Origin of the sequence: Methylobacterium gregans (genome assembly GCF_022179245.1) — a bacterium.
Taxonomy (GTDB): Bacteria; Pseudomonadota; Alphaproteobacteria; order Rhizobiales; family Beijerinckiaceae; genus Methylobacterium; species Methylobacterium gregans.
This window is the reverse complement of sequence record NZ_BPQM01000185.1, coordinates 1-24,835: the sequence shown is the minus strand read 5'-3', so window position 1 is coordinate 24,835 and position 24,835 is coordinate 1. Positions and strand designations below refer to the sequence as shown.

The window sequence follows — 24,835 nt, the reverse complement described above, 5'->3', positions numbered from 1 at the left end:
CCGAGGAGCCGCCGGTGCCAACGGTGGAGGATGACTGCGCGAGGGCCAGGGCCGCACCGCCGACGATGAACGTGGTCGCAACGGCTGCGACGCGAATGTGCTTCATCATGTAAAGGCTCCGAATTGCGGTTCGTACGGACCCAGAAACGAGCACCTTTTGCAAACCGTTCCGGCATTTTGCAGCAGAAATAGGCAAAAATCGAAATTACCTGAGTGCCGATTGGCGCTCTGTTCTTGCCCAATACTGAGCGAACCGGAAGGCGCCGGCGCCTCCGGTTGCGGGTCTCTCGACGCGTCCTGATCGGGCGCTTCCGTGCCTGGGATCCTGCTCCCTGGATGCAACCCGCGAGAGCCGGTGCGGGCGACGCGGGCGGGGGAGGTCCGAGGTGCCGATCCCCCGCCCAGCCGTGCCGTCCGCTTGGCGGAGTGGGGCGGCCTGGAGGCGGCTAGCCTCCGGGCGGCGATGCCCGGCCTAGTAGCGCTCGCGGTAGCCGTAGCCTCCGTAGCCTCCGTAACGGCGCCCCTCGTAGATGCGCACGTCCCGGCGCCCGTAGCCGCCGTACTCCCGATGCCGGCGGTAGCCGTGGGCAGGGGCCCAGGGCGGGGGGCCGCCGTGCCGGAAGCCGCGCTCGCCCCGTGCCCAGGGTGGATCAGCCATGGCGGGCGAGGACGCTCCCAGGATCCCTGCGGCCAGGGTCAGTGCGCCAAGCACGGTCAAGATCGGTTTGCGGGACATCGAGCGCCTCCTCCGGCCGGATTGTTGCCGACCACGGACCAGAGACGGAAAACAGGGCCAAACCGTTCCACGAACCGCGTCCGGCCGGCATCCCTAGGGAGGCAACCGTCAAGAGCAGTGCGGCCAACGGTCTCCACCGCTCAGTCTTCCGGCCCGTCCCTTGAGACGAGACGGAGTTTTCGTATGCCGGTCCGCGTGCTCACAACGGTTCCGCGACTGACGGCGCGGAGATATCGGCTTTCGCTGTGCGGAAGCGCGGATGGGCGCGACGGTGATCGTTCTCGGCTAGACCGCTAAAGGTCGTCGCGACGGCGCGCGCAAAGCCACGAGGAGCGAGGCGCCCGACAGGGCGAGTCCGACCGCGCAGACCCCGGGCCAGCCGACGGCGAGGAAGGCCTGCGAGCCCGCGAAGGCGCCCGCTGCCCCGAACACGAACATCACCGTGAACAGCACCGTGTTGAGCCGCCCCCGCGCGCCCGGCGCCAGGGCGTAGACCTGGGTCTGGTTGGCGATGAGCGCGCCGTTGAGGCCGATATCGATGAGCAGCACGCCCAACGCTACGGCCGCGAGCGACCATTGCCCGCCGGCCCACAGCACCCCGAAGGCCGCCATTACCAGAACGGCGCCGCCGACTACCACGGGCCGCGCCCCGCGCCGATCGGTGAAGCGGCCCGACAGCGGCGCCACCAGCGCGCCCGCCACGCCGATCACCCCGAACAGGCCCGCGCCCGCCGCCGTGAGGTTGAAGGGCTCCGCCTCGACGAGGAGCGCCAGCGTCACCCAGAAGGCGTTGAAGCTCGCAAACAGCAGCGCCTGCGACAGGCTCGCGCGGCGCAGGATAGGCTGCGTGCGGGCGAGGTGCAGGATCGACAGCATCAGGGCGCGGTAGCGCAGGCGCCGGGTTTGCGGGGTGTGGGGCAAGGTGGCGCGCGCGATCGCCGCCATCGCCAGCGCCACGCCGGCCGCCGCCAGGAACACCGCCCGCCAGCCGAGATGCGCGCCCACGAAGCCGCTGACGGTGCGGGCGAGCAGGATGCCGGTGAGGAGCCCCGTCATCACCTGGCCCACCACGCGGCCCCGCGAGGCATCCGGCGCGAGTTCCGCCGCGAAGGGCACCGCCTGCTGCGCCGCGGACGACAGGATGCCGATGGCGAGGCTGGCCAGCGCGAGGCTCGCGAGGTTCGAGCTGAGGCCGGCGGCGACGAGGGCGAGCGCCAGTCCCAGGAGTTGCCCCACGATGAGGCTGCGCCGCGGCAGCCCGTCGCCGAGCGGCACCAACCCGACGATGCCGAGCCCGTAGCCCACGAGGCAGGCCGCCGGCACCCAGAGGGCAGCCGCCTCGCCGAACTCGCTCGCCAGCAGGGCCAGCAGGGGCTGGTTGTAGTAGATGTTGGCGACCGCCCCGCCGGCGATCAGCGTGAGGCCGAGGCGCGCCCGAGGGGTCAGCGAACCGGCCAATGAGCCGTGCGGCGAACCGGCCGGATCCGGGCGTCCGGTCATGCGCAGACCGGGCAGGGGCGGGTGGGACGCATCGCGGTCTCGTGGGGCTACGGGGGTAGGACGAAGGCGCCGGTTAGGCCCGCCCGGGCGGCCTGACAACCGGCCAGGCCGCAGGGCAGAGGCGCGGAAGAATGGCGCAGCGCCTTCATTCGGGGGATCGAATCACCATATCGGGATCTGGCTGAGGCCTCGGGCCCGCGAAAAAGCGCTGGATCGCGCCCGCGCGTACCGAATGATCCGCGCGCCGCTCTTGGCGGCGGCGGATTCATCGTCTCCTATGACGGTGATCCTAGCCATCGCCCCGGCCGATTCGGCCGGGCGCAGGTGTAACCGCAACACGATCAGGGAGTTCCGTGTGTCGAACTACCGTATCGACTTCGCCAGGGAGATCTTGGGCGTTCCCTTCACCGTCGGCTCGGTCGGCATCCAGCGGGCGCGCGATCCCGAGCGCGCCCTGCGCGCCGCGGAGCTGCGCTTCGCGCGCCAGCACGGCGTCGGCGATTGGCGCGAGCGCGCCGACCGCGCGGTGATCGCCGAGGCCGGCCGGCCCTGACGCGCCCCATGACGCGGTCGCGGGCCCTGGCCGGGGCGCCGCTTCCGCCGTAGAAGCGGGCAGGCTACAGGGCGCGCGGCGCGACCGTAGCCGGGACGGCGGGCGAGGGACGGGCGAGGCATGGCGGCGAGCTCCTTCTTCGGGGACCTGATCCAGACGATCAGCGACCGCGGCCGGGACCTCATCGGCATCAGCCGGGGCGATCTCGCGGCCCGCGCCAGCGCGGCCGAGCTGGTCAAGCTCTGCGACGACCTGATCTCCCGGCGCGGCGAGGCCTCGGGCGTGGCGCTGGCCCGCCTGATCCTCGACCGCTACGCGAGCTTCTCGGGCACGGAGCGCCATGACTTCCTGCGCCGCATCGCGGTCGATTTCGACGCGGACCACGCCGCGGTCGACGCGGCCATCGCCGCCTACCGGGCCGAGCCGACCCGCGCGCGCCTCGGGGCGCTCCACGCGGCGGTGGAGCCGCGCAGCCAGGAGCTGATCCGCCGGCTCAACCTCGCCCGCGAGGGCACGCTGGCCCTGGTGCGGATGCGCGAGGACCTGTTCGACCTGCGCAAGGCGCTGCGCGACGATCCCCACTGCCCGCCGGAGGTCACGGACGCGGTCGACAGCCTCGATTCCGATTTCGAGCACCTGTTCGCCTCGTGGTTCAACCGCGGCTTCCTGGTGCTGCGCCACATCGACTGGACGACGCCCGCCCACATCCTGGAGAAGATCATCCGCTACGAGGCGGTGCACGAGATCCAGGGCTGGGACGACCTGCGCCGCCGCATCGAGCCGGCGGACCGGCGCTGCTTCGCCTTCTTCCACCCGGCGCTGGTCGACGAGCCGCTGATCTTCGTCGAGGTGGCGCTCACCGACGCGATCGCGCCCGCCATCGCCCCGATCCTGAGCGAGGAGCGTCGGACGCTCTCCCCGCGCGCCTTCACGACCGCGATCTTCTACTCGATCTCGAACTGCCAGCGGGGGCTCGCGGGCGTCACCTTCGGCAACTTCCTGATCAAGCAGGTGGTGGAGGACCTCGCCCGCGAGATCCCGGGGCTGAAGACCTTCGTCACCCTCTCGCCGGTGCCGGGCTTCGCCGCTTGGCTCGACCGAGAGCGCCGGGCGGACGCGCCGCAGGGCATCACTCGCGACGACCTCGAGACCCTGCGGCTCCTCGACGAGCCCGACTGGTGCACCGACAAGCAGAAGGCCGAGGCGGTGCGCAAGGCGCTGATCCCGGCGGCCGCCGCCTACTTCCTGCGTGCCAAGAACCCGCGCGGCCGGCCCCTCGACCCGGTCGCCCGCTTCCATCTCGGCAACGGCGCGCGGCTCGAGCGCATCAACTTCCTGGGCGACGTCTCGCGCAAGGGTCTGAAGCAGTCCTACGGGCTGATGGTGAACTACCTCTACGATCTCGCCGCCATCGAGAAGAACCACGAGACCTTCGCCAATCTCGGCACCGTGGCGGCCTCGGGCTCGGTGACGCGCGAGTTGCGCCAGAACCTGCCGCCCGCCCGCGCCGTGGCGCTCGCCGATGCGTGAGACGGGCTGCGAGGCTCGCCTTCGATCAGCGCCGTAGAGCGCCCCGCCTCGGCAGCGCCACGCCGAGGTGAGGACATATGGAATACCTGCACATAATCTCGTGATCGATGGGTTTGGGGCCATCAGTTTTTAGCTATGCGCGTAGCAAACCAAGCTAAGACTTTTTGTTGCATTTGAGTGCGGCAAGCGTCTTGCACGTTGCTTGCTACTGAGCCGAGCGCCCGAGAGCACCAGATCAAGGAAGTCCCGCTCGCCCGACAGGTCATGGACGCCCGCCATCGAGGGCAGGCCGTCCCGGTGGAAATCGCCCCGTACGGTCGCGTGCGTCTGGCGGTCGTCGAATTCGTTGCAGTGGCACCAGCCGACGTTCAGCTTCTCTGCCAGAAACCGCGTGGCCGCTGTCTGGATGTCTGCAGAATCGGTCAATGGCGCGAGCGCATGTGCCGGCCCCGTCGGGCTTTGGCACCCGGAGCCTGCGCCGTACGAAGGTCGCGCTGGTCTACAACCGCACCGGCAACATCCGAGCCTGTCAGCTGCGCCTTGGCCATACCAAGCCGGAGAGCACGGCTCGCGACCTCGGCATCGAGATTGACGACGCCCTGATCCTGTCGGAGCAGACCGGGATCTGAAACGGGCCGCCGCGGTCGAACGGGCCGCGGCGTGTCAGTCGATTGCCCCCAGGGTGCCGAATGACCTCATCCGGACCTTCGACGGCCGCGCTCCGAATGTCTGCATGAGGTCAGCAGCACGGTTGCGGTAGGTGCAGTCCGTCCGTCGGGTAGTTGCCTCCGTTCTGATGCTCTCAGGCTAACACGTCCCCTGTCGCTCCCAGGGTCTTTGCGAGCAGACCCAAACCCAGCCGGCGTGACCAAAAGCTCTGCATCGGAGTTGAGCGAGCAGGCAATCTACGGCCAAGCGAGCAGACCTTCGGAGACGAGAATGGACACAGCGCCGACGCCCCGGCAACCTGCCCAGGTGCCACCGCCTGTCACGCCTGGCCTTCGCGGCCTTCTGACCTTGGCGGTTGGTGTGGTCGTCATCGCCGCGCTCTATTACGGCCGCGAGGTCTTCATCCCACTTGTGCTCGCCATCCTGCTGAGCTTCGTGCTTGCCCCCGTGGTCAGCGTGCTGCGCCGTATGCACCTTGGTCGAGTGCCCTCCGTGATCACCGCCGTCCTGCTGGCGCTCGGCATCATCCTCGGCATCGGGACGGTTCTGGGCACCCAGGTGGCGAGCCTCGCAGTCGATCTTCCGCGCTACCAGACGACGGTGCAGCAGAAGCTCTCAGGCTTGCAGGAGGGCCTCCTGGGTCGCGCCAACGCGCTCCTGCAGCGGATCAACCATCAGGTCCACGACGCCTCCCAGAAGGCGTCGGCGGCAGGCACGACTGCGGCTTCGCCGGCTGCCGGGCCGACGCCGCAGGCGCAGCTCGTGCGCGTGCAGGAGCCGGACCCTTCGCCGCTCACGCTGGCGCACAACATCCTCGGCCCGATCGTCGAGCCGCTGACGACAGTGGGCATCGTGCTCGTCGTCGTCGTGTTCCTGCTCATGCAGCGCGAGGACCTGCGCAACCGCCTGATCCGTCTGTTCGGATCGAACGACTTGCACCGCACCACCGTCGCCATGGACGACGCCGCGAGCAGGCTCGGCACCTACTTCCTGGCGCAGCTCGGCATGAACGCGGCCTTCGGCGTGCTGATCGGGCTGGGCTTGTGGGCGATCGGCGTGCCGAGCCCGATCCTCTGGGGCGTGTTCTCGGCGCTGATGCGCTTTGTGCCCTATATCGGCGCCTTCATCTCCGGTCTGCTCCCCGTGGCGCTGGCGGCGGCCGTCGATCCCGGCTGGTCGATGGCGATCTGGACGGCGGCCCTGTTCCTGATCGCCGAGCCCCTGTTCGGGCAGGTCATCGAGCCGCTCCTCTACGGTCACTCGACGGGTCTCTCGCCCTTCGCGGTGATCGTCTCGACCCTGTTCTGGGGTTTCCTCTGGGGACCTGTCGGCCTGATCCTGGCCACGCCGTTCACCGTCTGCCTCGTCGTGCTGGGCCGTCACGTCGAGAGCCTGGAGTTCTTCGACGTGCTCTTGGGCGACCGGCCACCGCTCACGCCGGTGGAGAACTTCTATCAGCGCATGCTCGCGGGCGATCCGGACGAGGCTCGCGACATCGGAGAGGCCATGCTGAAGGAGCGCTCGCTCTCCTCCTACTACGACGAGGTCGCGTTGAAGGGCTTGCAGCTCGCCGCCAACGACTACGCGCGCGGCGTAGTCACGCAGGCGCAGCTTGAGAACATCAAGCTCTCCTGCCAAGGCTTGGTCGAGGATTTCGAAAACCGGCCGGATGTCGAGCCGGAGGTGGACCCGAAGAACCGCAACCCGGCCGACGTTCCGTCACTGGCCGAGCGGACGCACCCGAAGAACGAGGCTGTGCCGGGACAAGCCCCGCCGGTCGAGCAACGCTCGCCCGCTTGGCAGGGCGACACGCCGGTGCTGTGCATCGCCGGGCGCGGGCCGCTGGACGAGGCGGCCTCGACGATCCTGGCGCAGCTCCTGCGCAAGCACGGTCTCGGCGCGCGGGTCGCGCCCTACGAGACGGTCTCACGAGGGCGCATCCGGGAACTCGATCTGTCGGGCGTGGCGATGATCTGCATCTCCTATCTCGACATTACCGGCAGCCCCGCACATCTGCGCTACCTGCTCGAACGCCTGCACCAGCGAGCTCCCGGCATCCCGATCTTGGTTGGCCTATGGCCTGTGGGCGAGAAGGTGCTCACTGACGCAGCACTCGGGCGGCAGCTCGGTGCGGACATCTACGTCTCCTCGCTGCGAGACGGCGTCGAAGCCTGCCTACGGACCGTCCAGAACGCCTCCAGCCCGCCGGCGGCGGCAGCCTGATTACGACGAGCGCTCGATATCGTCGGGAGCGGCTTCGCGCTATGGAGCCGACCTGGAACGAGCGAGACTTCAACCGCCGCTTTGGACGACGCGGACGTTGCTGGGGGCCTGGATCAACCCGTGCGCATCCCCTGTTCTCCCGGGCTATCGGAATCTGGGCACCCTTCGGCGAAGCCGCTGTCTGACGCTTGTGCCTCAACGGATGCTGCTGCCGTAGCTATCGACACGAGCCGCGCTCATGCTGTCTAGCCTCGCCTCCTTTCCAGCCTCCACGCTGATCCTGCAGCCTGTTCAATCGGAAGGGGGCGATCGGCTCCGTCAAGCCAAGGTGGCACCCGAGATCATGTCTCAGGCCCAATCCTGCGGATCCTCTGCTCTACCGACCGTGGTCCGCCGGGGTTGGAGACGACTACTGGGGGCGGTCACCACTGCAGCAGGGTTTTGGCTCTCGGCCCGACGCCGCTTGAGCGGGTCGTGGCGGATGTGGCACCGTCTTGCAGCAGAACCCATGAAACGCTGCGGTCAAGCTGAGGGACGTTGGAGAGCTGGATATGGCCAGCGGGTCGCCAGCAGCACAACTGTCTGAAAACGAAGGGGGTCAGCCATGATGCACGTCAATTGCGACTGCTGTGCCAATACCGGATTGCCCCGTCTCGGCCGCCGGCGTCTGTTGCTCGGAGCAGCAGGCATGTTTGCCGCCACAGCACTGCCGATCAGTGTTGCCCAGGCCGCATCACCCGTGACGAAGTCTTCGCTGTCACCAGCCGACGCGCTCAAGCTCATGAAACAGGGCAACGAGAACTTCAGGAGCGAAGCGCCGTCCCTGGCGGCGAACGGGCGTGACCGCCGCCTCGAACTCGCCCGCGGACAAGCACCCTTCTGTGTGCTGGTTGGGTGCTCCGATAGCCGGGTCTCGCCGGAGATCCTGTTCGGGCGCGGTCTCGGCGAGTTGTTCATCGTGCGCAATGCTGGGAACACGGTCGATACGGCGGCGCTCGGCAGCATCGAGTATGCCGTCGGTGTTCTCGGAGTGCCTCTCGTCATCGTGCTCGGACACCAATCCTGCGGCGCTGTCGCAGCCGCGGTCGATGTGGTGGAGAAGAACGCGACCTTCCCCGGCGTCATCGGTGAGATGGTCCAGCCCATCGTGCCGGCCGTGCTGGAAGCCAGGAGCCAAGGGGGCGACCTGCTCGAAGCGTCCGTGCGGAGCAATGCGCGCCGTGTCGCGAAGCGTCTTACGACTCAGAGCTTGGTGATCAAGGACGCGTTGAGCGGGGGGAAGGTCAACGTCGTGGGAGCACGCTACGGTCTCTCCGATGGCCAGGTCGAGTGGATGGAAGATATATGAAGAGCCTGGTTCCCGGCCAGAGACGAACGAATCGCTTCGCTGTTCGACGGCAATCTTAAGGGACGTCGCGCGCCCTCACACCAGTAGATTCGGAAGAACCAAGGCCAGTCAATTGATTTTGCCATCGGGATTGGTTGCCGAGCGCCTGATGGCAGGGGATCGAAGTCCCCCTGCCATCTGGAGCTTACCGGTGACGCACACCATATCCCGCTGTGGCAGGCCGGGCTGGCGTAGCACTGCGATGAGGCTGCTTGCTGGCCGCGAATAGGCCATTGCGCCAAGCCAGATAGCCGAGCCCAGCTACCACGGCCGTCACGGTGGTTATGAGCGCAGCCTCGCTTGACATGATGCCGCCCGCCGTCGTCGAGCGTCTTCTCCGGAGTGCGATGGTCTTCGCCCGGATGAAGGCTTGCGTGGCCCTATGAGCCTCCTCGTGCGAGAAGCGCTTGCGGGCCATAGGGATCAGCTCGTGGACGTGTTGGTGCAGATGCTGATCGACGAGGAAGGTGACGTCCTCGAAGGCGTTGAGCCACCCGTCCGAGCCCTTCTGACGGTAGCGCACGAGCCCCTTGAGCTGCCGCATGAACTCGGCGTGGGCCCGATGTAGCTCCTCGATAAGCGTGTTTGTGCCGCTCTCCCGGCTCAGGGGCTCGTAGAGACTGGCATCGAGTCCGATGGCATGCAGCTCCAGCGCATCCATGAGATCGCCCAACATGCGCTCCCGGCTGCGAATCACGCCGGGTCCATTCATGGCGTACGGGATCTCGCGGATGAGCTGGTTGATGTTCTCGTGGTCGCGCTCGATGAGCTGCCAAACGTCCATACGGCATGCCTCCTGAAGTTGCGGGACGTAACTTCGTTCACCTTCTGGCTGTTCCGCTTATCCTCGCCGCAGCGACGGATTGACGGGACGCGGGTTCTCGGAGGGCTGCAAACCCGACCTGCCGGCTGCCACCGGCGGCTTGGGCGCGGACTACCCTAACGCCAATGCCATCAGGGGCGGCTTCGCACTCAGCGCGGGGAGGATACGAGCCGAGCTGTGAAAGCGTGCTGTGGCGTTGGTGGCGGTCCAACACGTGTGCTGGTGAGAACGGTAACGCCTTCGGGCATGACAGGCGCCTGGGTCGAGGAGTTCGTCGTGAGGAACCTGCTGCTGCCGATGGGCCCAATGTCGAAAGACAGCTCTCTGCTGCACAGGCCGACATTGGCGTCGTCGGGCCTCGACCGCTGCTCCCGACCCTTTGCCGACCCTGGGAAGGTCCGCTTCGTGGCGGCTTGGTGGATGTCGGGCTACGACCCAACCGGGTGGGTTTCTGCCGTTCTGCTCTTGGCGGGCAATGCATCTGTGCGGACGCTGTCGCCAACGCCTCACGCTTCTCGACAGACGTCCCAAGGGTCCGTCTGTCAGTTCGCAGTGGCTGAGGGGAATTCCAGTGCCAGTTAGCTCGCTCGAAGGGTCCGGCGCGCCACGAGGCTGAGGATCGATCCCTGCACGACGATGGTGAACAGCACCACGGCGTAGGTCATCGCGGCGCGGTCAAAGATCGAGAGCAGGAGGTGTCCTTCCCGCGGACGGTCTTTCGGAACGCCCCATCGTGCCGGTCGTTGCCGGGCTCGAAAGGTATCGATCCGCACCGATGAACACGCGCGTCAAAGCCGGGCTGGAGATCCTCGGCGACCTGTTCTGGCTCCGCCCGGCCCTCGTCGTCCTCGGCTGCATCCTGCTGGCCCAGTTCGGTGTCTGGCTGGAGACGGCCCACGTCGCCGGCTTCGGCCCCTCCTCGCCCGACACGAACTGGGGTTATTCCGGCGGGGCCGAGGGCGCGCGGGCCCTGCTCAGCGCCATCGCCTCCTCGAACATCGGGGTCGCCGGCACGACCTTCTCCATCACTATCGCCGCCCTGACCCTGGCCTCCGGCCAGATGGGCCCCCGACTCCTGCGCAACTTCATCCGGGATGGCCGCAACCAGACCGTGCTCGGTATCTTTCTCGGTGCCTTCGCCTACGCGCTGATGGTGCTCCGCACGGTGCGGACGGTGGAGGAAGACCCCTTCGTCCCGCATCTCGCCATCACCGGCGCCCTGGTCCTGGCGCTGGTCGCGGTGGGCACTCTGGTCTGGTTCGTCCACCACATAGCCACGAGCATCAACATCGAGACCGTGGTCGACGCCGTCCAGCAGGACCTCTGCCGGGCCATCGCGACCCATACCCGGGACAAGCCGGGGGCCGCCCGTCCCGATGACGCGCCGGCCGGATGGGCCTCGGCCGCGACCGACGGTGGCTACGTGCAGGCCCTCGACGAGAACGCCTTGGCGGACCGGGCCTACGCGCTTGGGATCAGGGTCATCCTGCGGGTGCGGCCCGGCGACTACGTGCCGAGCGGTTTCCCCATCGCGTTCCTGTCTGCGCCCGTGGAGGGCGCCGAGGCCGCCATCCTCGACGCCGTGACGCTGGGGCGCCGCCCCGCCGCACTTCAGGACCCGGAATACTCGGTGCGGCAGCTGGTCGAAATTGCGGTGCGAGCGCTCTCGCCCGGCATCAACGACCCGTTCACCGCCGGCAGCGTCGTCGACCATCTCGGCGACGCCCTGTGCCGGATCGCGCCGAGGCACCTGCCGACCGGGGTGGTGCTGCGCGAGGGGCGCCCCGCGCTCGTCCACCCCGTCACGGACTACGACGGGCTGTGCGACGCCATGTTCCACATGATCCGGCAGAACGCGGCCGGCTCGGTCCACGTGCTCGGACGGATGCTCGACGTGCTCGCCCGCGTCGCCGAGGTCGAGAGGCAGCCAAGCCGAGCGGCGGAGCTATCCCGGCATGCCGGCCTCGTCATCGCCGCCGCCCGCCGCGACGTGGCGGACCCGTCCGACCTTGCCGATCTGGAGGACCGCTACCGCCGGTTCCGCGGCGCCAGTCCGGCCGGAATCTAGACGTCGGAACCCGGCGATCCGTGTCTTTCTCGAACGTCCGAGGAGGGTGGATTTCTGTCGGTCCGCTTTTGGATGAGAAGTGGTGAGAGCCCACATCGGATGAGCAGCGGGAGTTCGGCGATTGGCCGTCACTGCGTCAGCGTCCGTAGCTCCCCACGAGCTAAGCCGAGCAGGGTTCGGCCGAGCAGCCAGCCGATGACGAGCGTGGCCAGCCCGAGCAGGGCCAGGGCGAGGCCGTCGGTCGCCGGAGCCTGCTCCGCCATCGCGACGCGCAGCGCCGCGACCGCTGCTGCGGCGAGTGGGAAGCTCACGCCCCACCAAGAGACGCGGAAAGGGCAGGCGCGACCGAACCGGGCGAGCTTCGGCAGCAGCACGGCGAGCAGGAACAGTGCGACCGCGAAAAGCGACTCAGCGAAGAGATCGATCGCGCCTGTCGTGGCGACATAGGCTGAGAAGCCGACCGCGAAGGGCGCCACGAGGATCAAGAGCGATGGCTGCAAGGCTGCGGGCAGCGGCGCCTCGAACAGGAGGCGGGACAGGATCAGCGTGAACAGAGGCACGGCGAAGAACAGCCCCACCGCCAGCCCGAAGATCATCACCCCCTGCATCGGCGGCAGGCCGAGTTCCGGAAGGGCCAGGGGCGCATCGAGCAGGCCGACCACCGGCACGATCCATGCCGGCGTCGCATGTGCCGCCTGCTGCCGGTCGCTCAGCCAGCGCGTCACAATCAGCCACGCGAACAGCGTCATGCCGAGGGCGCCGGCGATCCATAGCACGCGCGCCAGCGTGAGGTTGAAGGGCGCCAGGGGGATCGGCAGCAGGAGCAGGCTTATAAGCGGCGTGCCGAACAGGTTGCCGGCGATGGGGTGGCGGAATTCCGCCCGCACGGCCTCAGGGGCGAGGATGGCCTTGCCGGCATAGCCTGCCGCGATAGCGACGAAGGCCGCTGAGGCGATCAGCCCGATGGCCTCCCCGAGCCAGGGAGGCACGCCATACCGCGCATGAGCGAGCCGCCACGCGACGCTGAGTCCCGTCAGGCCCATCACCGCCGCGAACAGGCCGACCGGCAACGCCTCGACCTGCCGCCAGCCTCCCGACAGAGGGGGCTGGCCCGGGACACGATGGGCGGTCAGCGCGGCTTCGCTCGGCGCGCCTTCGACGACCTGCAGCATCGACGAACTCCCACGCAACGAGGCATCGAGCCCTTCGCGATCTCAGCCGAGACCATAGCGGGAGGCCGGCATGCTGCGCGAGAGGTTGGGACCAAGGCGGAACCGGGCGCCTTCGAGGGCCTGCCAATCACCGAGATCGGGGAGCGAGGGAATCGTGACGGTCTCGCCCGCATCGAGGCCGGCCAGTGCCGCCGCCACAAGGTCGCTCGCCTCCATGATCATCTCGGAGGGAATCTGCCCGATATCCGCGCCCGTCCGGTCGAAGAAGTTGGTTCGGGTGACGCCGGGCAGCACCGCCTGGAACCGCACCCCCTTACCGGCGAGTTCGGCTCCGAGCCCCTGCGTCAGTGCCAGGACGAAGGCCTTGCTCGCCGCGTAGGGGGCGTTGAAGCGCTCAGGGATGATGGCGACGGCGGACGAGATGTTGACCACCGTGCCCGCTCCCCTCTCGCCGAAAGCCTTCGCTGCCGCGAGGGACAGGGTCTGCAGCGCCCTGACGTTCAGGTCGAGCAGCCCGTCATAGAGGCTGACGGGGCTGTCGAGGGCGGGGCCAAGCGGCCCGAGGCCGGCGCAGTTCACGAGGACGCGCAGGGTGGCATCCGTGGCGACGCGGTCCCGGACCGAGGCAAGATCCTCCGGTCGGGTCAGGTCGGCCGAGATGACCTCCACAGTCACGCCGGCCTCTCGGCCGAGACGCTCCGCCGCCGCCCGCAGCCGGGCCTGGTCGCGGGCGACGAGGATGAGGTCATGGCCTCGGGCAGCCAACTGGTCGGCATAGGCCGCGCCGATGCCCGAGGAGGCGCCCGTCACGAGCGCCGTGCCTGTGTGCTGGGTCATCGAGGTATCCTCGTCAGACGGCGGAGAGCTTGGAGTTTGCGACGGGCAGTGCACGGATCCGCCGGCCGGTGAGCGCCGCGATGGCGTTGAGGACCGCCGGCGGCACGCCCGGCAAACCCGGTTCCCCCACCCCGCCCATCGGCGCGCCGCTCTCGACGATGCGGACATGGACCTTCGGCATGTGCTCCCGGCGCAGGACCGGATAGGTGTCGTAGTTCTGCGATTGCCGCACGCCATCGCGGTAGACGATCTGCTCGAACAGGACCGAGGACAGGCCGAGCGCCGCCGCGGATTCCACCTGCGCCTTGACGATGGCCGGGTTGACGATGCTGCCGGGATCGAACGCGATCCAGAGGTTGTGGACGCGGGCTTCCCCGCCCTCCACCGAGACTTCCGCGATGGTCGCCGTCTCCGATCCGAAGGGCGAGGCCATGGCGAGGCCGCGAGCGCGCAACCCGCCTTCCGCGCGGTAGGGCCCGCGCTGCCAGCCGCCGGACATCTCCGCCACCGTCGAGAGGAGGGTGCGGTGCCGGGCGCTGCCCTGGAGAAGCGCCATGCGCAGCGCGAACGGATCATGCCCGCCGGCCTGAGCGACCTCGTCCAGGAAGCTCTCGTAGAACGCGTCGTTCATCGAATGCCCGACCGAGCGCCAGAAGGCGATGTTCACCGGGTGGGCAACCTTCGTGAAGGTCATGCGCCGGTTCGGCACCGCGTAGGGCTTCTCGACGATGCCCTCGACCGCTGAGGGATCGACGGGTGTCTGCATCATCATGCTGAAATAGCGGCCGATCGGGCCTTCACCCACCGTGCGGACCTCGATCGCCGTCGGCTGCCCGGCCGTGTCCAGCGCAGCGCGGAAGCGGCTGAAGCTCAAAGGTCGCACCGCATCTCGGGCAAACTCCTCCTCCCGCGACCACAGCACCTTCACGGCGCGGCCAGTGGCCTTGGCAAGCAGGATCGCCTGGGGGAACGGGTTGCCGGCCTCGTAGGTGAAGTGGCGACCGAAGAAGCCGCCGAGCATCGGCGAGTGAATGCGGACCTGGGCCGGCTGCAACCCGGCGACCTTCGCCGAGACGGCCTGGAACACCTCCGGCATCTGGTTCGGGAGCCAGACGTCGAGGGTCCCGTCGCTGTCGAAGCGCGCGATGGCCGAGGGCGGCTCCAGCTGCGCGTGGGCGAGGTAGGGGGCCTCGTAATCCGCTTCCACAACCTTGGCGGCCTTGGCGAAGGCGGCGGCGACATCGCCCTGCTCCTCCGCCACATGTCCCGGATCGGTGGACGCCTTGAGCACCGCGAGCATGCCGTCCGACGAGAAATCGGCCGCGACCGTGTCGATGCCGCTGGGCTTGGGCGTCGACCACTCGACCTTCAGCGCCTCGACGGCCTTGCGTGCCCGCCACCAGCTGTCGGCGGCCACCGACACCGCGCCCGGAAGCCGGTGCACCGAGTGCACGCCCGGCATCGCCCTCACCTCGGCCTCGTTGGCAAGGCTCGTCGGCTCCGTGCCGAGGCGTGGCGCGTGCTGGACGGCGGCGTAGAGCATGCCCTCGACCTTATGGTCGATGGCGTAGATCGCCCGGCCCGTGGACTTGTCGCGGACATCGAGGCGGGGAACGGGCTGACGGATGTAGCGGAACGTCGCCGGGTCGCGCAGGGAGACGGACTCGTTCGGCTTCAGCTTCAGCGCGTCGGCCGCGAGGTCGCCGTAGGCGAGAGAGCGGTTCGAGGCCGCGTGCAGCACCACCCCGTCGCGGGTGGTGAGTTCGCCGTCCTGAACCTTGAGTTTGGCCGCCGCCGCGCGGATCATCAGGTCCCGGGCGGTCGCGCCGAGGCGGCGCATGATCTCGTAGCTCGACCGGGTCGAGAAGCTGCCGCCGGTCATGCGGATGCCGTTCACGACGGCGTAGTCCGGGCCGGGTGGTGCGCATTCCACAACGAAGCGGGAGGGCGGCACGTCGAACTCCTCGCCGACGATCTGTGCCATGCCGGTGGCGATGCCTTGGCCGCCCTCCACGAAGGGACTGAGCAGCTTGATGGTGCCGTCCGGATGGATCTCCAGGAAGGCGGCCACCCGAGTTCCCGGCTTCGGCGCGAGCGCACCCGCGCCCTCGGCGGGGCCCTGCGCCTCGGCGCGGACCGTACGCGCGGGCAGCAGAGCGCCGAGGACGAGGGCGCCGCCTGCACCAGCGAGGAAGCCGCGGCGGGACGGAACCGCAGGGCGGAGGAGCGGGTGCATGGCAGTCTCCTCAGGCAGCGGCCTGGCGCACGGCGGCGGCGATGGCGTTGTAGGTTCCGCAGCGACACAGGTTCGTCATCGCGTCGGCGATGTCTTTGTCGGTCGGCTGTGAGGTCTGCTTCAGTAGGGCGGTGGCGGCCATGACTTGGCCGGACTGGCAATAGCCGCATTGCGGCACCTGCAACGCGACCCAGGCCTCCACGACCTTCCGGCCGACGTCGTCCTGCTCGATTGCTTCGATGGTGGTGATAGCCTGGGTGCCGACGCTGTCCAGCGGGACCTGGCAGGACCGCATCGCCTGCCCGTCGAGATGGACGGTGCAGGCCCCGCATTGGGCGATGCCGCAGCCGTATTTCGTGCCGGTCAGGCCAAGCGTGTCGCGCAGGACGAAGAGCAGCGGAGTATCGGGTTCGGCGTCGACTGAATAGTGCCGACCGTTGATCGTCAGGCTCACCATGTCCGCGACTCCCCGGCAGTAAGCAGTCCCCCGAGGCCATGCTTAAGCAGAGGTCTCGGCACTCACTACGTCATATTTGCCTCGTTTTCGGACATGCTGCCGTGTCAGACGATGGCGAGCGGTCCCGCTGCCCGGCGGATCGCGCGCGGGACGTCGCCCTGGACGCGCAGGAACGCCCGGCGCATCCTCTCGCGGTTGGCGAACCCGGCCGCGGCGGCGATCTCCTCGATGGGCAGGCGGCTCTGCTCCAGCATGTGCTTGGCGGCCTCAACGCGCATGGCCTCGACGGCCTTGGCCGGCGAGACGCCCGTCTCGGCTCGGAAGGCCCTCGTAAACTGGCGCGGGCTGAGGCAGGCGATCGCCGCAAGATCCTCGGTGGTCAGCGGAAGCCGCAGGTGTTGCTGCACATAGGCGAGGACGCTCTGGATGCGGTCGGTCGGCGCGTCGAGATCGAGCAGGGCCGAGTGCTGGGCCTGCCCCCCGGCGCGGCGGCGTTCCATCACCAGCCCGCGCGCCACGGTTTGCGCCAATTCCCGGCTGTGATCGCGCTCGACCATGCCGACGGCGAGATCGATGCCTGCCGACATGCCGGCGGAGGTCCATAGATTGCCGTCCGCGACGTAGATCTTGTCGATGTCGAGGTTGCAATCGGGATAGCGCGCGCGGAACTGGGGCGCGTAGTGCCAGTGGGTCGTGGCGCGCCGTCCGCTCAGCAGGCCGGCATCCGCTAGGACGAAGGCCCCGAGGCACAGGCCCGCCAGACGGCGCGCGGAACGGGACGCTTCCTGGAGGTAGGCGAGAAGGTCCTGGCTCGGCTCCGGTACGCCGATCCCGGCCGCGACCAGGATAGTGTCGAAGGAAGACGGGTCGTCGAGCCTTTCGGTGCTGACATCGGGTCCCAGGCCCGAGCGAACGAGGCCGCCGGTTTCGGACAGGAGGTGCACGTCGTAGGCCGAGCCGCCGACGTATTTGTTGGCGACGGCGAAGGGTGACGTCGCCGCCAACCCCATGAAATCGAAATCCGGGCAGATCACGAGGCCAATGCGACGGACGCCAGCCAACACCGATCACCCCCCTTCAACCTGCGCGAGACCGGGTTCTACATCAAACTTCGGTCGAGCGGGGACAAGCGGAGTGGCCGAAAACGAGGCATATTCGTCCGCGCCTGACTTGCACCAATGTGCACCAGACGGGGGCTGAAGGACTGCTTTCAAGCGCGGGGTAGGCTGCTAAAAGTGGCCGGGTCGGAGGCGGAACGTCCGCTTCGAAATAAAGGTCCACAGCCCGCTGCCCACGCAGGCTGTGGGAAAACGCGGGCGCACACCATCAATCCGTACGATCACCGCTCAGGTCACCGGGGGAGGGGGGCAGCCGGTCCTACACCGCGCTGGGCGAGGGTCGGACGCGCGCTGGCCTCGATGAACGCGTGAACTCAACCAGCCCGCGTCATACGCTCGCGCGCTGGTTGAGGACGGAGCGGGTGCCGTTCGAGGAAGTGGCAGGGCAACTCGGCCACAGAGTCCAGGGCGTTGCGATCACGGAGATCTCCGCAGCCTACTCACCGGACTACGAAGCCCTAGCTACGGCGGCGATCGAGCGGCTTCTGCAGGCGATCGCCGCCCAGAGCCGATCTTGCAAGCTTCTGATCAGGGCAGCGGAAGAGCCCTGCGACACCAGAGAGATAGCCGCCTGATGGAATACCTGCACACGATGGTCCGGGTCGCCGACCTCGACCAGGCCCTGAACTTCTACGTCGACATCTTCGGCCTCCGGGAAGTACGGCGCGTCGACAATGAGAAAGGGCGCTTCACCCTGGTCTTCCTGGCCGCGCCCGGCGACGTCGCCCGCGCCGAGGCGTCGAAGTCGCCGCTCGTCGAACTGACCTACAACTGGGACCCCGAGACCTACACGGGGGGCCGCAATTTCGGGCACCTCGCCTATCAGGTCGAGGACATCTACGCCTTCTGCGCGAAGCTGCGGGAGGCCGGCGTCACCATCAACCGCCCGCCGCGCGACGGCCACATGGCCTTCGTGAAGTCGCCCGACGGCATCTCCATCGAGATCCTGCAGAAGGGCGGCGCGAAGCCGCCGCAGGAGCCCTGGGCCTCGATGGAGAACACCGGGAGCTGGTGAGGCGCCCGCGGCGCGCGTTCCGGCGGTCTCCGGAGCCGCGCCGCGCGCCCTCTCCGGCGCGGCCCGAACGGCTCGGCACCCCCTTCAGAGCGTCGCCGACGGCGTGATGCCGAGTTCGGCGAGCTTGGCCCGCACCGCCTCGACAGGACGCTTGAGCTTCAGGCTGATCACCGCGGGCGGGATCCCCTCGCGGGCCAGCGCCCGCAGGGTCTGCACGGTGTCGAGGGTCCAGGTCGTCTCCGTCATGGCTCTCTCCTCTCGGAGGGGCGCCCGCGGGCAGGATCGTGTCGCGCGGCGGGGCGCCGTCCTCGGCCGGAAGCGTGGACCCGCGCGCGGGCGCCCGCAACCGCCTGCCCGAAATCCGGGCCTGCCCAAACGCCGGGCAGGGCGGCCCCGCGTCCTTGACGCGGGGCCGCCCGCGGCGCATCCCGGCCGCGGATCAGGCGGCCGGGCGGCCGCTCCGGGCCTCGCGCCCGGGGAGGAAAGTCCGGGCTCCATGGAGAGACGGTGCCGGATAACCTCCGGCGGGGGCGACCCCAGGGACAGTGCCACAGAGAGCAGACCGCTCCGGACGTGCCTTCGGGCCCGCCCCGGAGTCAGGGTGAAAGGGTGCGGTAAGAGCGCACCGCGGACGCGGCAACGCGGACGGCACGGCAAACCCCACCGGGAGCAAAACCGAATAGGGGCGGCGCGCGGTCTCTCGCGAGGGAGCCGCAGGCCCTCTCTCCAGGCCAGTCGCCCGGGTTGGTTGCTCGAGGCGGTCGGCAACGGCCGTCCCAGAGGAATGGCTGCCACGTCCCGGGTGCCGCGAGGCGTCCGGGGCCCTACAGAACCCGGCTTACAGGCCGCCTGATCCGTCCACCGCACGCGGGCGGCGTGCCACGTTCGGGGGATGCTGCCGGAGGAGGCGCGTCGGCACAGGCTCCCGGCACCGGCGGAGCCAGATGCCTCCGGCGCGGCCATCGGCACGCGGGCGGCGATCCAAAGCATTCGTCCGCAGGCTTGAGCGCGTCTCGACAATAGCGTCATCGTGCGTTCGGGCACGAAGATCCGCGCCTCGGCGCCGGGCGAGATGTTTCGTCCAATCGGGCGGGCAGATAACGTTCGGTTAACCTTGCTGCGATCTGATCGGGGCGCACCATCCGGCAGTCTAGGGTGCGTTGACGATCCTCCGAGGCCCATGTTAACCGGAACCATACCGTCAACGGCGTCGATCGGCCCGACGGGCACGCCCTGCCGCGGAGCAGGGAGCGCCCGCGGGCGGGGCTTGGCGCCCCGCCGGGTCGTCGGCGCCCACCCTTTCCGGTCGGCGGGAGCGCGGTCGGACGCAGGTGCCTATGAGCCGATCCAGCGCAGACGCCGTCCCGTGCGGGCGGGTCGAACCGATTCCCGCGACCCCGGCGCGTCCCGCCGCCCCGCGCCGCGCGAGGGCGCGGTGAAGCGGGCGGTCGGCAGCGTCCCCGCCGGGCCCCACATCCCGGTCCTGCTCGACGAGGTGCTCGCGGCGCTGGCGCTGCCCGGAGCGGCGCTGGCCGTGGACGGCACGTTCGGCGCGGGCGGCTACACCCGCGCCATGCTGGCCGCGGACCCGGCCCTGCGCGTCGTCGCGATCGACCGCGACCCCAGCGCCATCGCGGCCGGCGCCGGCCTCGTCGCGGAGGCGTGCGGCCGCCTGCGGCTCGTGTCCGGCTGCTTCGGCGACCTCGACGCCCTGCTGGCCGACATCGGCGAGAGCCAGGCCGATCGGATCGTGCTCGATATCGGCGTCTCCTCGATGCAGCTCGACCAGCCCGAGCGCGGCTTCTCCTTCCGGTTCGACGGGCCGCTGGACATGCGCATGGGCGCGGACGGCCCGAGCGCGGCCGACCTCGTCAACGAGGCGGATGAGGCCGTGCTGGCCGACATCGTCTACCATTACGGCGAGGAGCGGCGCGCCCGCGCGGTGGCCCGCACGATCATCGAGGCCCGCCGCCGCGGCCGGATCGAGACGACGGCGCAGCTCGCCGACCTCGTGGCGGGCGTGGTCCGGACCGAGCCCGGCAGCGGCATCCACCCCGCCACCCGCACGTTCCAGGGCCTGCGCATCGCGGTCAACGACGAGCTCGGCGAGTTGGTCCGCGCGCTCCACGCCGCCGAGCGCGCCCTGCGGCCGGGCGGCCGGCTCGCCGTGGTGACCTTCCACTCGCTGGAGGACCGCATCGTCAAGCAGTTCTTCGCCGCCCGCAGCGGCCGGGCCTCCCAGGGCTCGCGCCACCTGCCGGGCGCGCTGCCGGGCAACGGGCCTGTGCGCAGCTTCCAGCTCGTCACCAAGGGTCCGGTCCTGCCCGGCGAGGCCGAGATCGCCCGCAACCCGCGCGCCCGCTCGGCGAAGCTGCGCGCGGCCGAGCGGACCGAGATGCCAGCTCCCGCGCCGCTCGACGCGATCCGCACGCTCGCCAGCCTGCCCGAACCGCGCGGAGGCGCACGCCGGTGATCCGTCTCCTCAACCTGCTGGCGGTCTGCGGCCTCGTGGCGTCCGCGATCTACGCCTACTCGATCAAGTACGACACGCTCTACCAGGGCGGTCAGGTCTCGAAGCTGAAGACCGCCCTGCACAAGGAGCGGCAGGCCATCGCGGTGCTGCGCGCCGAGTGGCAGCTCCTGACCCGGCCGGACCGGCTGCAGGCGGCCGTCGCCAAGCACCTCGCGCTGGAGCCGATCGGCGTGAGCCATCTCGGCCGGTTCGCAGACCTGCCGGCCCGGCCCGAGCGCGGCGACGAGATCGGCCGGCTGCTCGCCGCCACCGCGACCCCCAAGGACGGCGGGGCGCCCGAGCCGCGCACCACCGGCTCGCTCACCCGCACCGTCACCACGACCCGCACGCCGACCACGGCTTCGAGGTAGCGCCCGTGTCCGAAGACGCCCACCACACCCACGACGCGCACGGACGGGCCGAGGCGGCGGGTGCCGGATCCGCAGCGCCCGGCGCGACCTATGCCGCCCCCGGTGCGGAGCCCTTCGCGGTCGAGCATCTGGACCCGGCCCAGCCAGTCCCGGGCCACGCGGCCGCGGAGCACTCCGAAGCCGGCCGCGCAGCGGAGACGGACGAGGCGGCGGAAGCCGCGGTCGCGCCGGAGGACGCCTCCCGGCTCGCCGCCGCGGTCGCGGCCCTGCGGCCGAAGCGGCGCCCCCTCGCCGACCTCGTGGGCGCGATGTTCCGCCTCGCCATCGAGCGCTCGCACACCCGCGTCGCCATCGTCGGGCTCGCCTTCCTGGGCGTGTTCGGGGCGATCAGCGGCAAGCTGATCTACCGCGCCGCCTTCCCGGGCAAGGGCCTCAACGAGCACGCGGTGGCGGCCGCCGCCACGACGGCGATCCGGCCCGACATCGTCGACCGCAACGGCGAGGTGCTGGCCACCGACATCCGCACCGTCTCGGTCTTCGCCGAGCCCGGCAACATCCACGACGTGGACGAGGCGGTCGAGCTCCTCACCGCGGTGCTGCCGACGCTGGACGCCGGCGACCTGCGCAAGAAGATCGCGGACAAGAAGGAGTGGCTGAAACGCCGGGGCAAGTCCGACCCGGGCTTCATCTGGGTGAAGCGCGAGCTGACCCCGAAGCAGCAGGCCGAGGTGCACCGCCTCGGCATCCCGGGCATCGGCTTCCTGCCCGACCACAAGCGCGTCTACCCGAACGGGGTTGCGGCCGCCCACATCATCGGCGCGACGAACCTCGACAACATCGGCATCGCGGGCATCGAGAAGTACATCGACACGCAGGGCAACAAGGCGCTCAACGAGTTCGGCTTCGTCGCCAAGCAGACCGACCTGAAGCCGGTGCAGCTCTCGCTGGACCTGCGCGCCCAGTTCGCGGTGCGCGACGAGCTCGCCTGGGGCATCGACCACTTCAAGGCCAAGGCCGGCGCCTCGATGATCCTCGACGTGACCACCGGCGAGGTGATCGCGCTCGTCTCGATGCCGGACTTCGACCCGAACGACCCGAAGGACGCGCTCTCGCCCGACCGGATCAACCGGATGAATGTCGGCGTCTACGAGATGGGCTCGACCTTCAAGGCGATGACGCTCGCCATGGCGCTGGAATCCGGCAAGTTCACCGTCAACTCGACCTTCGACACCCGCGGCGGCGTGCTGAACTGGGGCCGGCAGAAGATCCACGAGTACCACGGCACCAACCGGGTCATCACGATGCCGGAGGTGTTCACCCACTCCTCCAACATCGGCTCGGCCAAGATGGCGCTCGGCGTCGGCGTGCCCGGCCACAAGGCCTTCCTGAAGAAGATGGGCCTGCTCGACCGCCTGAGGACCGAGCTGCCGGAATCGGCCGCCCCGATCATCCCGCCGCGCTGGACCGAGATCAACACGATCACCATCGCGTTCGGCCACGGCCTCGCGGTGGCCCCGCTCCAGGCCTCCGCCGCGGTCGCGGCGATCGCCAACGGCGGCTTCCTGATGACGCCGACCTTCCTGAAGACCTCGACCGAGGACGCGATGGCCAAGGCCACCCGCGTGCTGCGCGCGGACACCAGCGAGGCGATGCGCTTCATCATGCGCCTCAACGCCACCGAGGGCTCGGCCAAGAAGGCCTCGATCCCGCTCTACTACGTCGGCGGCAAGACCGGCACGGCCGAGAAGGTGATCAACGGGCGCTACGTGAAGAACCGCCTGTTCACCACCTTCATGGCCGCCGCGCCGATGAACAACCCGAAATACCTGTTCGTCACCCTGATGGACGAGCCGCAGGGCCTGCCGGAATCGGGCGGCTACGCCACCGCCGCCTGGAACTCGGGCGTGGTGACGGGGCGCGTGATCGAGCGGGTCGCGCCGATCCTCGGCCTGCCGCCGCAGTTCGAGCCGCCGGTGAAGCCTTTCCCGCTGATGGTGAAGCTCGGCGCCTACCACGCCGACAAGGTCGACGGGCGATGACGACCCTCGGAGCCCTGTTCCCGGAGGCCGGCGCGGCTGTCGCCGGCCGGCTCGCGTCCGCCGTCACCGCCGACAGCCGCCGGGCCGGGCCCGGCGCGGTCTTCGTCGCGGTGCCGGGCACGAAGGCGGACGGGCGGGCCTTCGCGGCAGCCGCCGCCGCCGCGGGCGCCGCCGCCGTCGCTGGGGAGGGCGCGAGGCCCGCCGACCTGCCCGCGGGCACGCCCTGGATCGCGGTCCCCGACGCCCGCCGTGCGCTGGCGCTCGCCGCAGCCGCGCTCCACCCGCGCCAGCCCGAGAGCGTCGTCGCGGTGACCGGCACGGCCGGCAAGAGCTCGGTCGCCGACTTCGTGCGCCAGATCCTGGCCCGGCTCGGCCGCAACGCGGCGAGCCTCGGCACGGTCGGCATCGTGACCAATCGCGGCGCGCGCTACGGCTCGCTGACAACGCCCGACCCGGTCACCCTTCACGAGACCCTGGCGCGGCTGGCGGAGGAGGGCGTCACGGATCTGGCCATGGAGGCCTCCTCCCACGGCATCGAGCAGCGCCGCCTCGACGGCGTGCGCCTGCAGGCGGCGGGCTTCACCAATCTCGGCCGCGACCATCTCGACTACCACGCCGACATCGAGTCCTACCTCGCGGCCAAGCTCCGCCTGTTCGACACGCTGCTGCCGGAAGGCCGCCCCGCGATCGTCAACGCCGACGGGCCCTTCGCCGAGCGGGTGATCGCGGTGGCGAAAGGCGCCGGTCGTCCCGTCCGCACCACGGGCCGGGGCGGAGAGGCGATCCGCCTCCTCGCCGCCCGGAGCGAGGGCTTCGCGCAAGGCCTCGACCTCGACGGGGCGTACGGGCCCCGCACGGTGCGCCTACCTCTCGTCGGCGCCTTCCAGGTGGAGAACGCGCTGGTCGCGGCCGGCCTCGTCCTGGCGACGCCGGCGGGCGCCGCCGACCCGGACGGCGTCTTCGCCGCGCTCGACCATCTCACCGGCGTGCCCGGCCGCATGGAGCGGATCGGCGAGGCCAACGGGGCCTTGTGCCTCGTGGACTACGCCCACAAACCGGAGGCGCTGGAGAGCGTGCTCGCGGCGCTGCGGCCCTTCGCCAGCGGCCGCCTCGTCCTCGTCTTCGGCTGCGGCGGCGACCGCGACCGCGGCAAGCGCCCGCTGATGGGCGCGATCGCGGCCCGCCTCGCCGACCGGGTGATCGTGACCGACGACAACCCCCGCAGCGAGGACCCGGCCGCGATCCGCGCCGCGATCCTGGCGGCGGCCCCGGGCGCCCACGAGATCGGCGACCGGGTGGAGGCGATCCGCACGGCCGTGCGCGAACTCGGCCCCGGCGACGTGCTGGTGGTGGCCGGCAAGGGCCATGAAACCGGCCAGATCGTGGGCGATCGCACCCTCCCGTTCTCGGACCACGATGTGGTCCGGGCCGCGATCGCCGACGCGTAGGGCGACCCCGCACCCCGGACGGCTCGCGGCCGGCCTCGCACCGGGATCCCGCGGGTTTCGACGGTTTTGCACCGGGTATCCCGACGGGATGTCGGCGGGTTTCCGGTGCGCCGCAAAGGCGCCCGGAAACCCGCCGACATC

The 24,835-nt window shown here is 69.8% G+C and carries 20 protein-coding genes, 1 other RNA gene and 1 pseudogene; 13 read left to right on the top strand and 9 right to left on the bottom strand.

Features of this window, described 5'->3' with window-relative positions; genetic code table 11:
* Nucleotides 1-472 precede the first annotated feature (472 nt).
* Both MFF54_RS26895 and MFF54_RS26890 read right to left on the bottom strand, forming a co-directional pair.
* Nucleotides 473-736 (bottom strand): hypothetical protein, encoded by a 264-nt coding sequence (locus tag MFF54_RS26895; RefSeq protein WP_238307248.1) that lies wholly within the window; start codon nt 734-736, stop codon nt 473-475.
* Nucleotides 737-1,021: 285 nt separating this feature from the next.
* A complete protein-coding gene (locus tag MFF54_RS26890) occupies nt 1,022-2,236 on the bottom strand; it encodes an MFS transporter (RefSeq protein ID WP_238307247.1) in 1,215 nt (404 codons plus the stop codon).
* A 355-nt stretch (nt 2,237-2,591) separates the two neighbouring features.
* Between MFF54_RS26890 and MFF54_RS26885 the strand changes: the two genes are divergently transcribed.
* The 5 genes and pseudogenes from MFF54_RS26885 to MFF54_RS26865 all read left to right on the top strand — a co-directional run bounded on the left by MFF54_RS26885 (nt 2,592) and on the right by MFF54_RS26865 (nt 8,559).
* On the top strand, nt 2,592-2,789 hold the full coding sequence (locus MFF54_RS26885) for a hypothetical protein (RefSeq protein WP_238307251.1): 198 nt from the start codon (nt 2,592-2,594) through the stop codon (nt 2,787-2,789).
* A 120-nt stretch (nt 2,790-2,909) separates the two neighbouring features.
* Nucleotides 2,910-4,319 (top strand): malonyl-CoA decarboxylase, encoded by a 1,410-nt coding sequence (locus tag MFF54_RS26880; protein WP_238307246.1) that lies wholly within the window; start codon nt 2,910-2,912, stop codon nt 4,317-4,319.
* Between the two features lie 449 nt (nt 4,320-4,768).
* Nucleotides 4,769-4,948: pseudogene (locus MFF54_RS26875) on the top strand (integrase); the annotation flags it as partial.
* A gap of 310 nt (nt 4,949-5,258) precedes the next feature.
* A complete protein-coding gene (locus tag MFF54_RS26870) occupies nt 5,259-7,211 on the top strand; it encodes an AI-2E family transporter (RefSeq protein WP_238307245.1) in 1,953 nt (650 codons plus the stop codon).
* A gap of 607 nt (nt 7,212-7,818) precedes the next feature.
* A complete protein-coding gene (locus MFF54_RS26865) occupies nt 7,819-8,559 on the top strand; it encodes a carbonic anhydrase (protein WP_238307250.1) in 741 nt (246 codons plus the stop codon).
* Between the two features lie 184 nt (nt 8,560-8,743).
* On the opposite strand, the gene MFF54_RS26860 is transcribed toward MFF54_RS26865, so the two are convergent.
* Nucleotides 8,744-9,382: a hemerythrin domain-containing protein gene (locus tag MFF54_RS26860; protein ID WP_238307244.1), complete on the bottom strand. Its 639-nt coding sequence runs from the start codon at nt 9,380-9,382 to the stop codon at nt 8,744-8,746.
* 814 nt (nt 9,383-10,196) lie between these two features.
* On the opposite strand from MFF54_RS26860, the gene MFF54_RS26855 reads away from it, so the two are divergent.
* Complete coding sequence (locus MFF54_RS26855; RefSeq protein ID WP_238307243.1) at nt 10,197-11,489, top strand: DUF2254 domain-containing protein; 1,293 nt, start codon at nt 10,197-10,199, stop codon at nt 11,487-11,489.
* 128 nt (nt 11,490-11,617) lie between these two features.
* Here MFF54_RS26855 and MFF54_RS26850 read toward each other — a convergent pair whose 3' ends face one another.
* The 5 genes from MFF54_RS26850 to MFF54_RS26830 form a co-directional block, all read right to left on the bottom strand.
* The gene (locus tag MFF54_RS26850) at nt 11,618-12,661 is read right to left on the bottom strand and encodes an SLAC1 anion channel family protein (protein WP_238307242.1); all 1,044 of its coding nucleotides are present in this window, start codon (nt 12,659-12,661) and stop codon (nt 11,618-11,620) included.
* A 42-nt stretch (nt 12,662-12,703) separates the two neighbouring features.
* Nucleotides 12,704-13,498, bottom strand: coding sequence for an SDR family NAD(P)-dependent oxidoreductase (locus MFF54_RS26845; protein WP_238307241.1), 795 nt, complete (start codon nt 13,496-13,498; stop codon nt 12,704-12,706).
* A gap of 13 nt (nt 13,499-13,511) precedes the next feature.
* On the bottom strand, nt 13,512-15,734 hold the full coding sequence (locus tag MFF54_RS26840) for a xanthine dehydrogenase family protein molybdopterin-binding subunit (protein WP_238307240.1): 2,223 nt from the start codon (nt 15,732-15,734) through the stop codon (nt 13,512-13,514).
* Nucleotides 15,735-15,744: 10 nt separating this feature from the next.
* On the bottom strand, nt 15,745-16,191 hold the full coding sequence (locus MFF54_RS26835) for a (2Fe-2S)-binding protein (protein ID WP_238307239.1): 447 nt from the start codon (nt 16,189-16,191) through the stop codon (nt 15,745-15,747).
* Between the two features lie 104 nt (nt 16,192-16,295).
* Nucleotides 16,296-17,252, bottom strand: a complete 957-nt coding sequence (locus MFF54_RS26830; RefSeq protein ID WP_238307238.1) for a GlxA family transcriptional regulator — start codon at nt 17,250-17,252, stop codon at nt 16,296-16,298.
* 419 nt (nt 17,253-17,671) lie between these two features.
* On the opposite strand from MFF54_RS26830, the gene MFF54_RS26825 reads away from it, so the two are divergent.
* Entirely contained in the window at nt 17,672-17,884 is a 213-nt protein-coding gene (locus tag MFF54_RS26825) for a hypothetical protein (RefSeq protein WP_238307237.1), read from the top strand.
* Complete coding sequence (locus MFF54_RS26820; RefSeq protein ID WP_238307236.1) at nt 17,884-18,324, top strand: VOC family protein; 441 nt, start codon at nt 17,884-17,886, stop codon at nt 18,322-18,324. Before MFF54_RS26825 ends, MFF54_RS26820 begins: the two co-directional genes overlap by 1 nt.
* Nucleotides 18,325-18,408: 84 nt before the next feature.
* Here the strand turns inward: MFF54_RS26820 and MFF54_RS26815 are convergent, their stop codons facing one another.
* Nucleotides 18,409-18,570, bottom strand: a complete 162-nt coding sequence (locus MFF54_RS26815) for a hypothetical protein (protein ID WP_204165206.1) — start codon at nt 18,568-18,570, stop codon at nt 18,409-18,411.
* 193 nt (nt 18,571-18,763) lie between these two features.
* Here MFF54_RS26815 and rnpB point away from each other — a divergent pair.
* The 5 genes from rnpB (at nt 18,764) to MFF54_RS26790 (ending at nt 24,694) form a co-directional block, all read left to right on the top strand.
* Nucleotides 18,764-19,181, top strand: an RNA gene (gene rnpB / locus MFF54_RS26810) — RNase P RNA component class A.
* A 578-nt stretch (nt 19,182-19,759) separates the two neighbouring features.
* Entirely contained in the window at nt 19,760-20,797 is a 1,038-nt protein-coding gene (rsmH, locus tag MFF54_RS26805) for a 16S rRNA (cytosine(1402)-N(4))-methyltransferase RsmH (RefSeq protein WP_238307235.1), read from the top strand.
* Nucleotides 20,794-21,207 carry a cell division protein FtsL gene (gene ftsL, locus MFF54_RS26800; protein WP_238307234.1) on the top strand — a complete coding sequence of 138 codons (414 nt, stop codon included), beginning with the start codon at nt 20,794-20,796 and terminating at the stop codon, nt 21,205-21,207. Before rsmH ends, ftsL begins: the two co-directional genes overlap by 4 nt.
* 266 nt (nt 21,208-21,473) lie before the next feature.
* Entirely contained in the window at nt 21,474-23,246 is a 1,773-nt protein-coding gene (locus MFF54_RS26795) for a peptidoglycan D,D-transpeptidase FtsI family protein (RefSeq protein WP_238307249.1), read from the top strand.
* Complete coding sequence (locus MFF54_RS26790) at nt 23,243-24,694, top strand: UDP-N-acetylmuramoyl-L-alanyl-D-glutamate--2,6-diaminopimelate ligase (RefSeq protein ID WP_238307233.1); 1,452 nt, start codon at nt 23,243-23,245, stop codon at nt 24,692-24,694. Before MFF54_RS26795 ends, MFF54_RS26790 begins: the two co-directional genes overlap by 4 nt.
* Nucleotides 24,695-24,835: the final 141 nt, after the last annotated feature.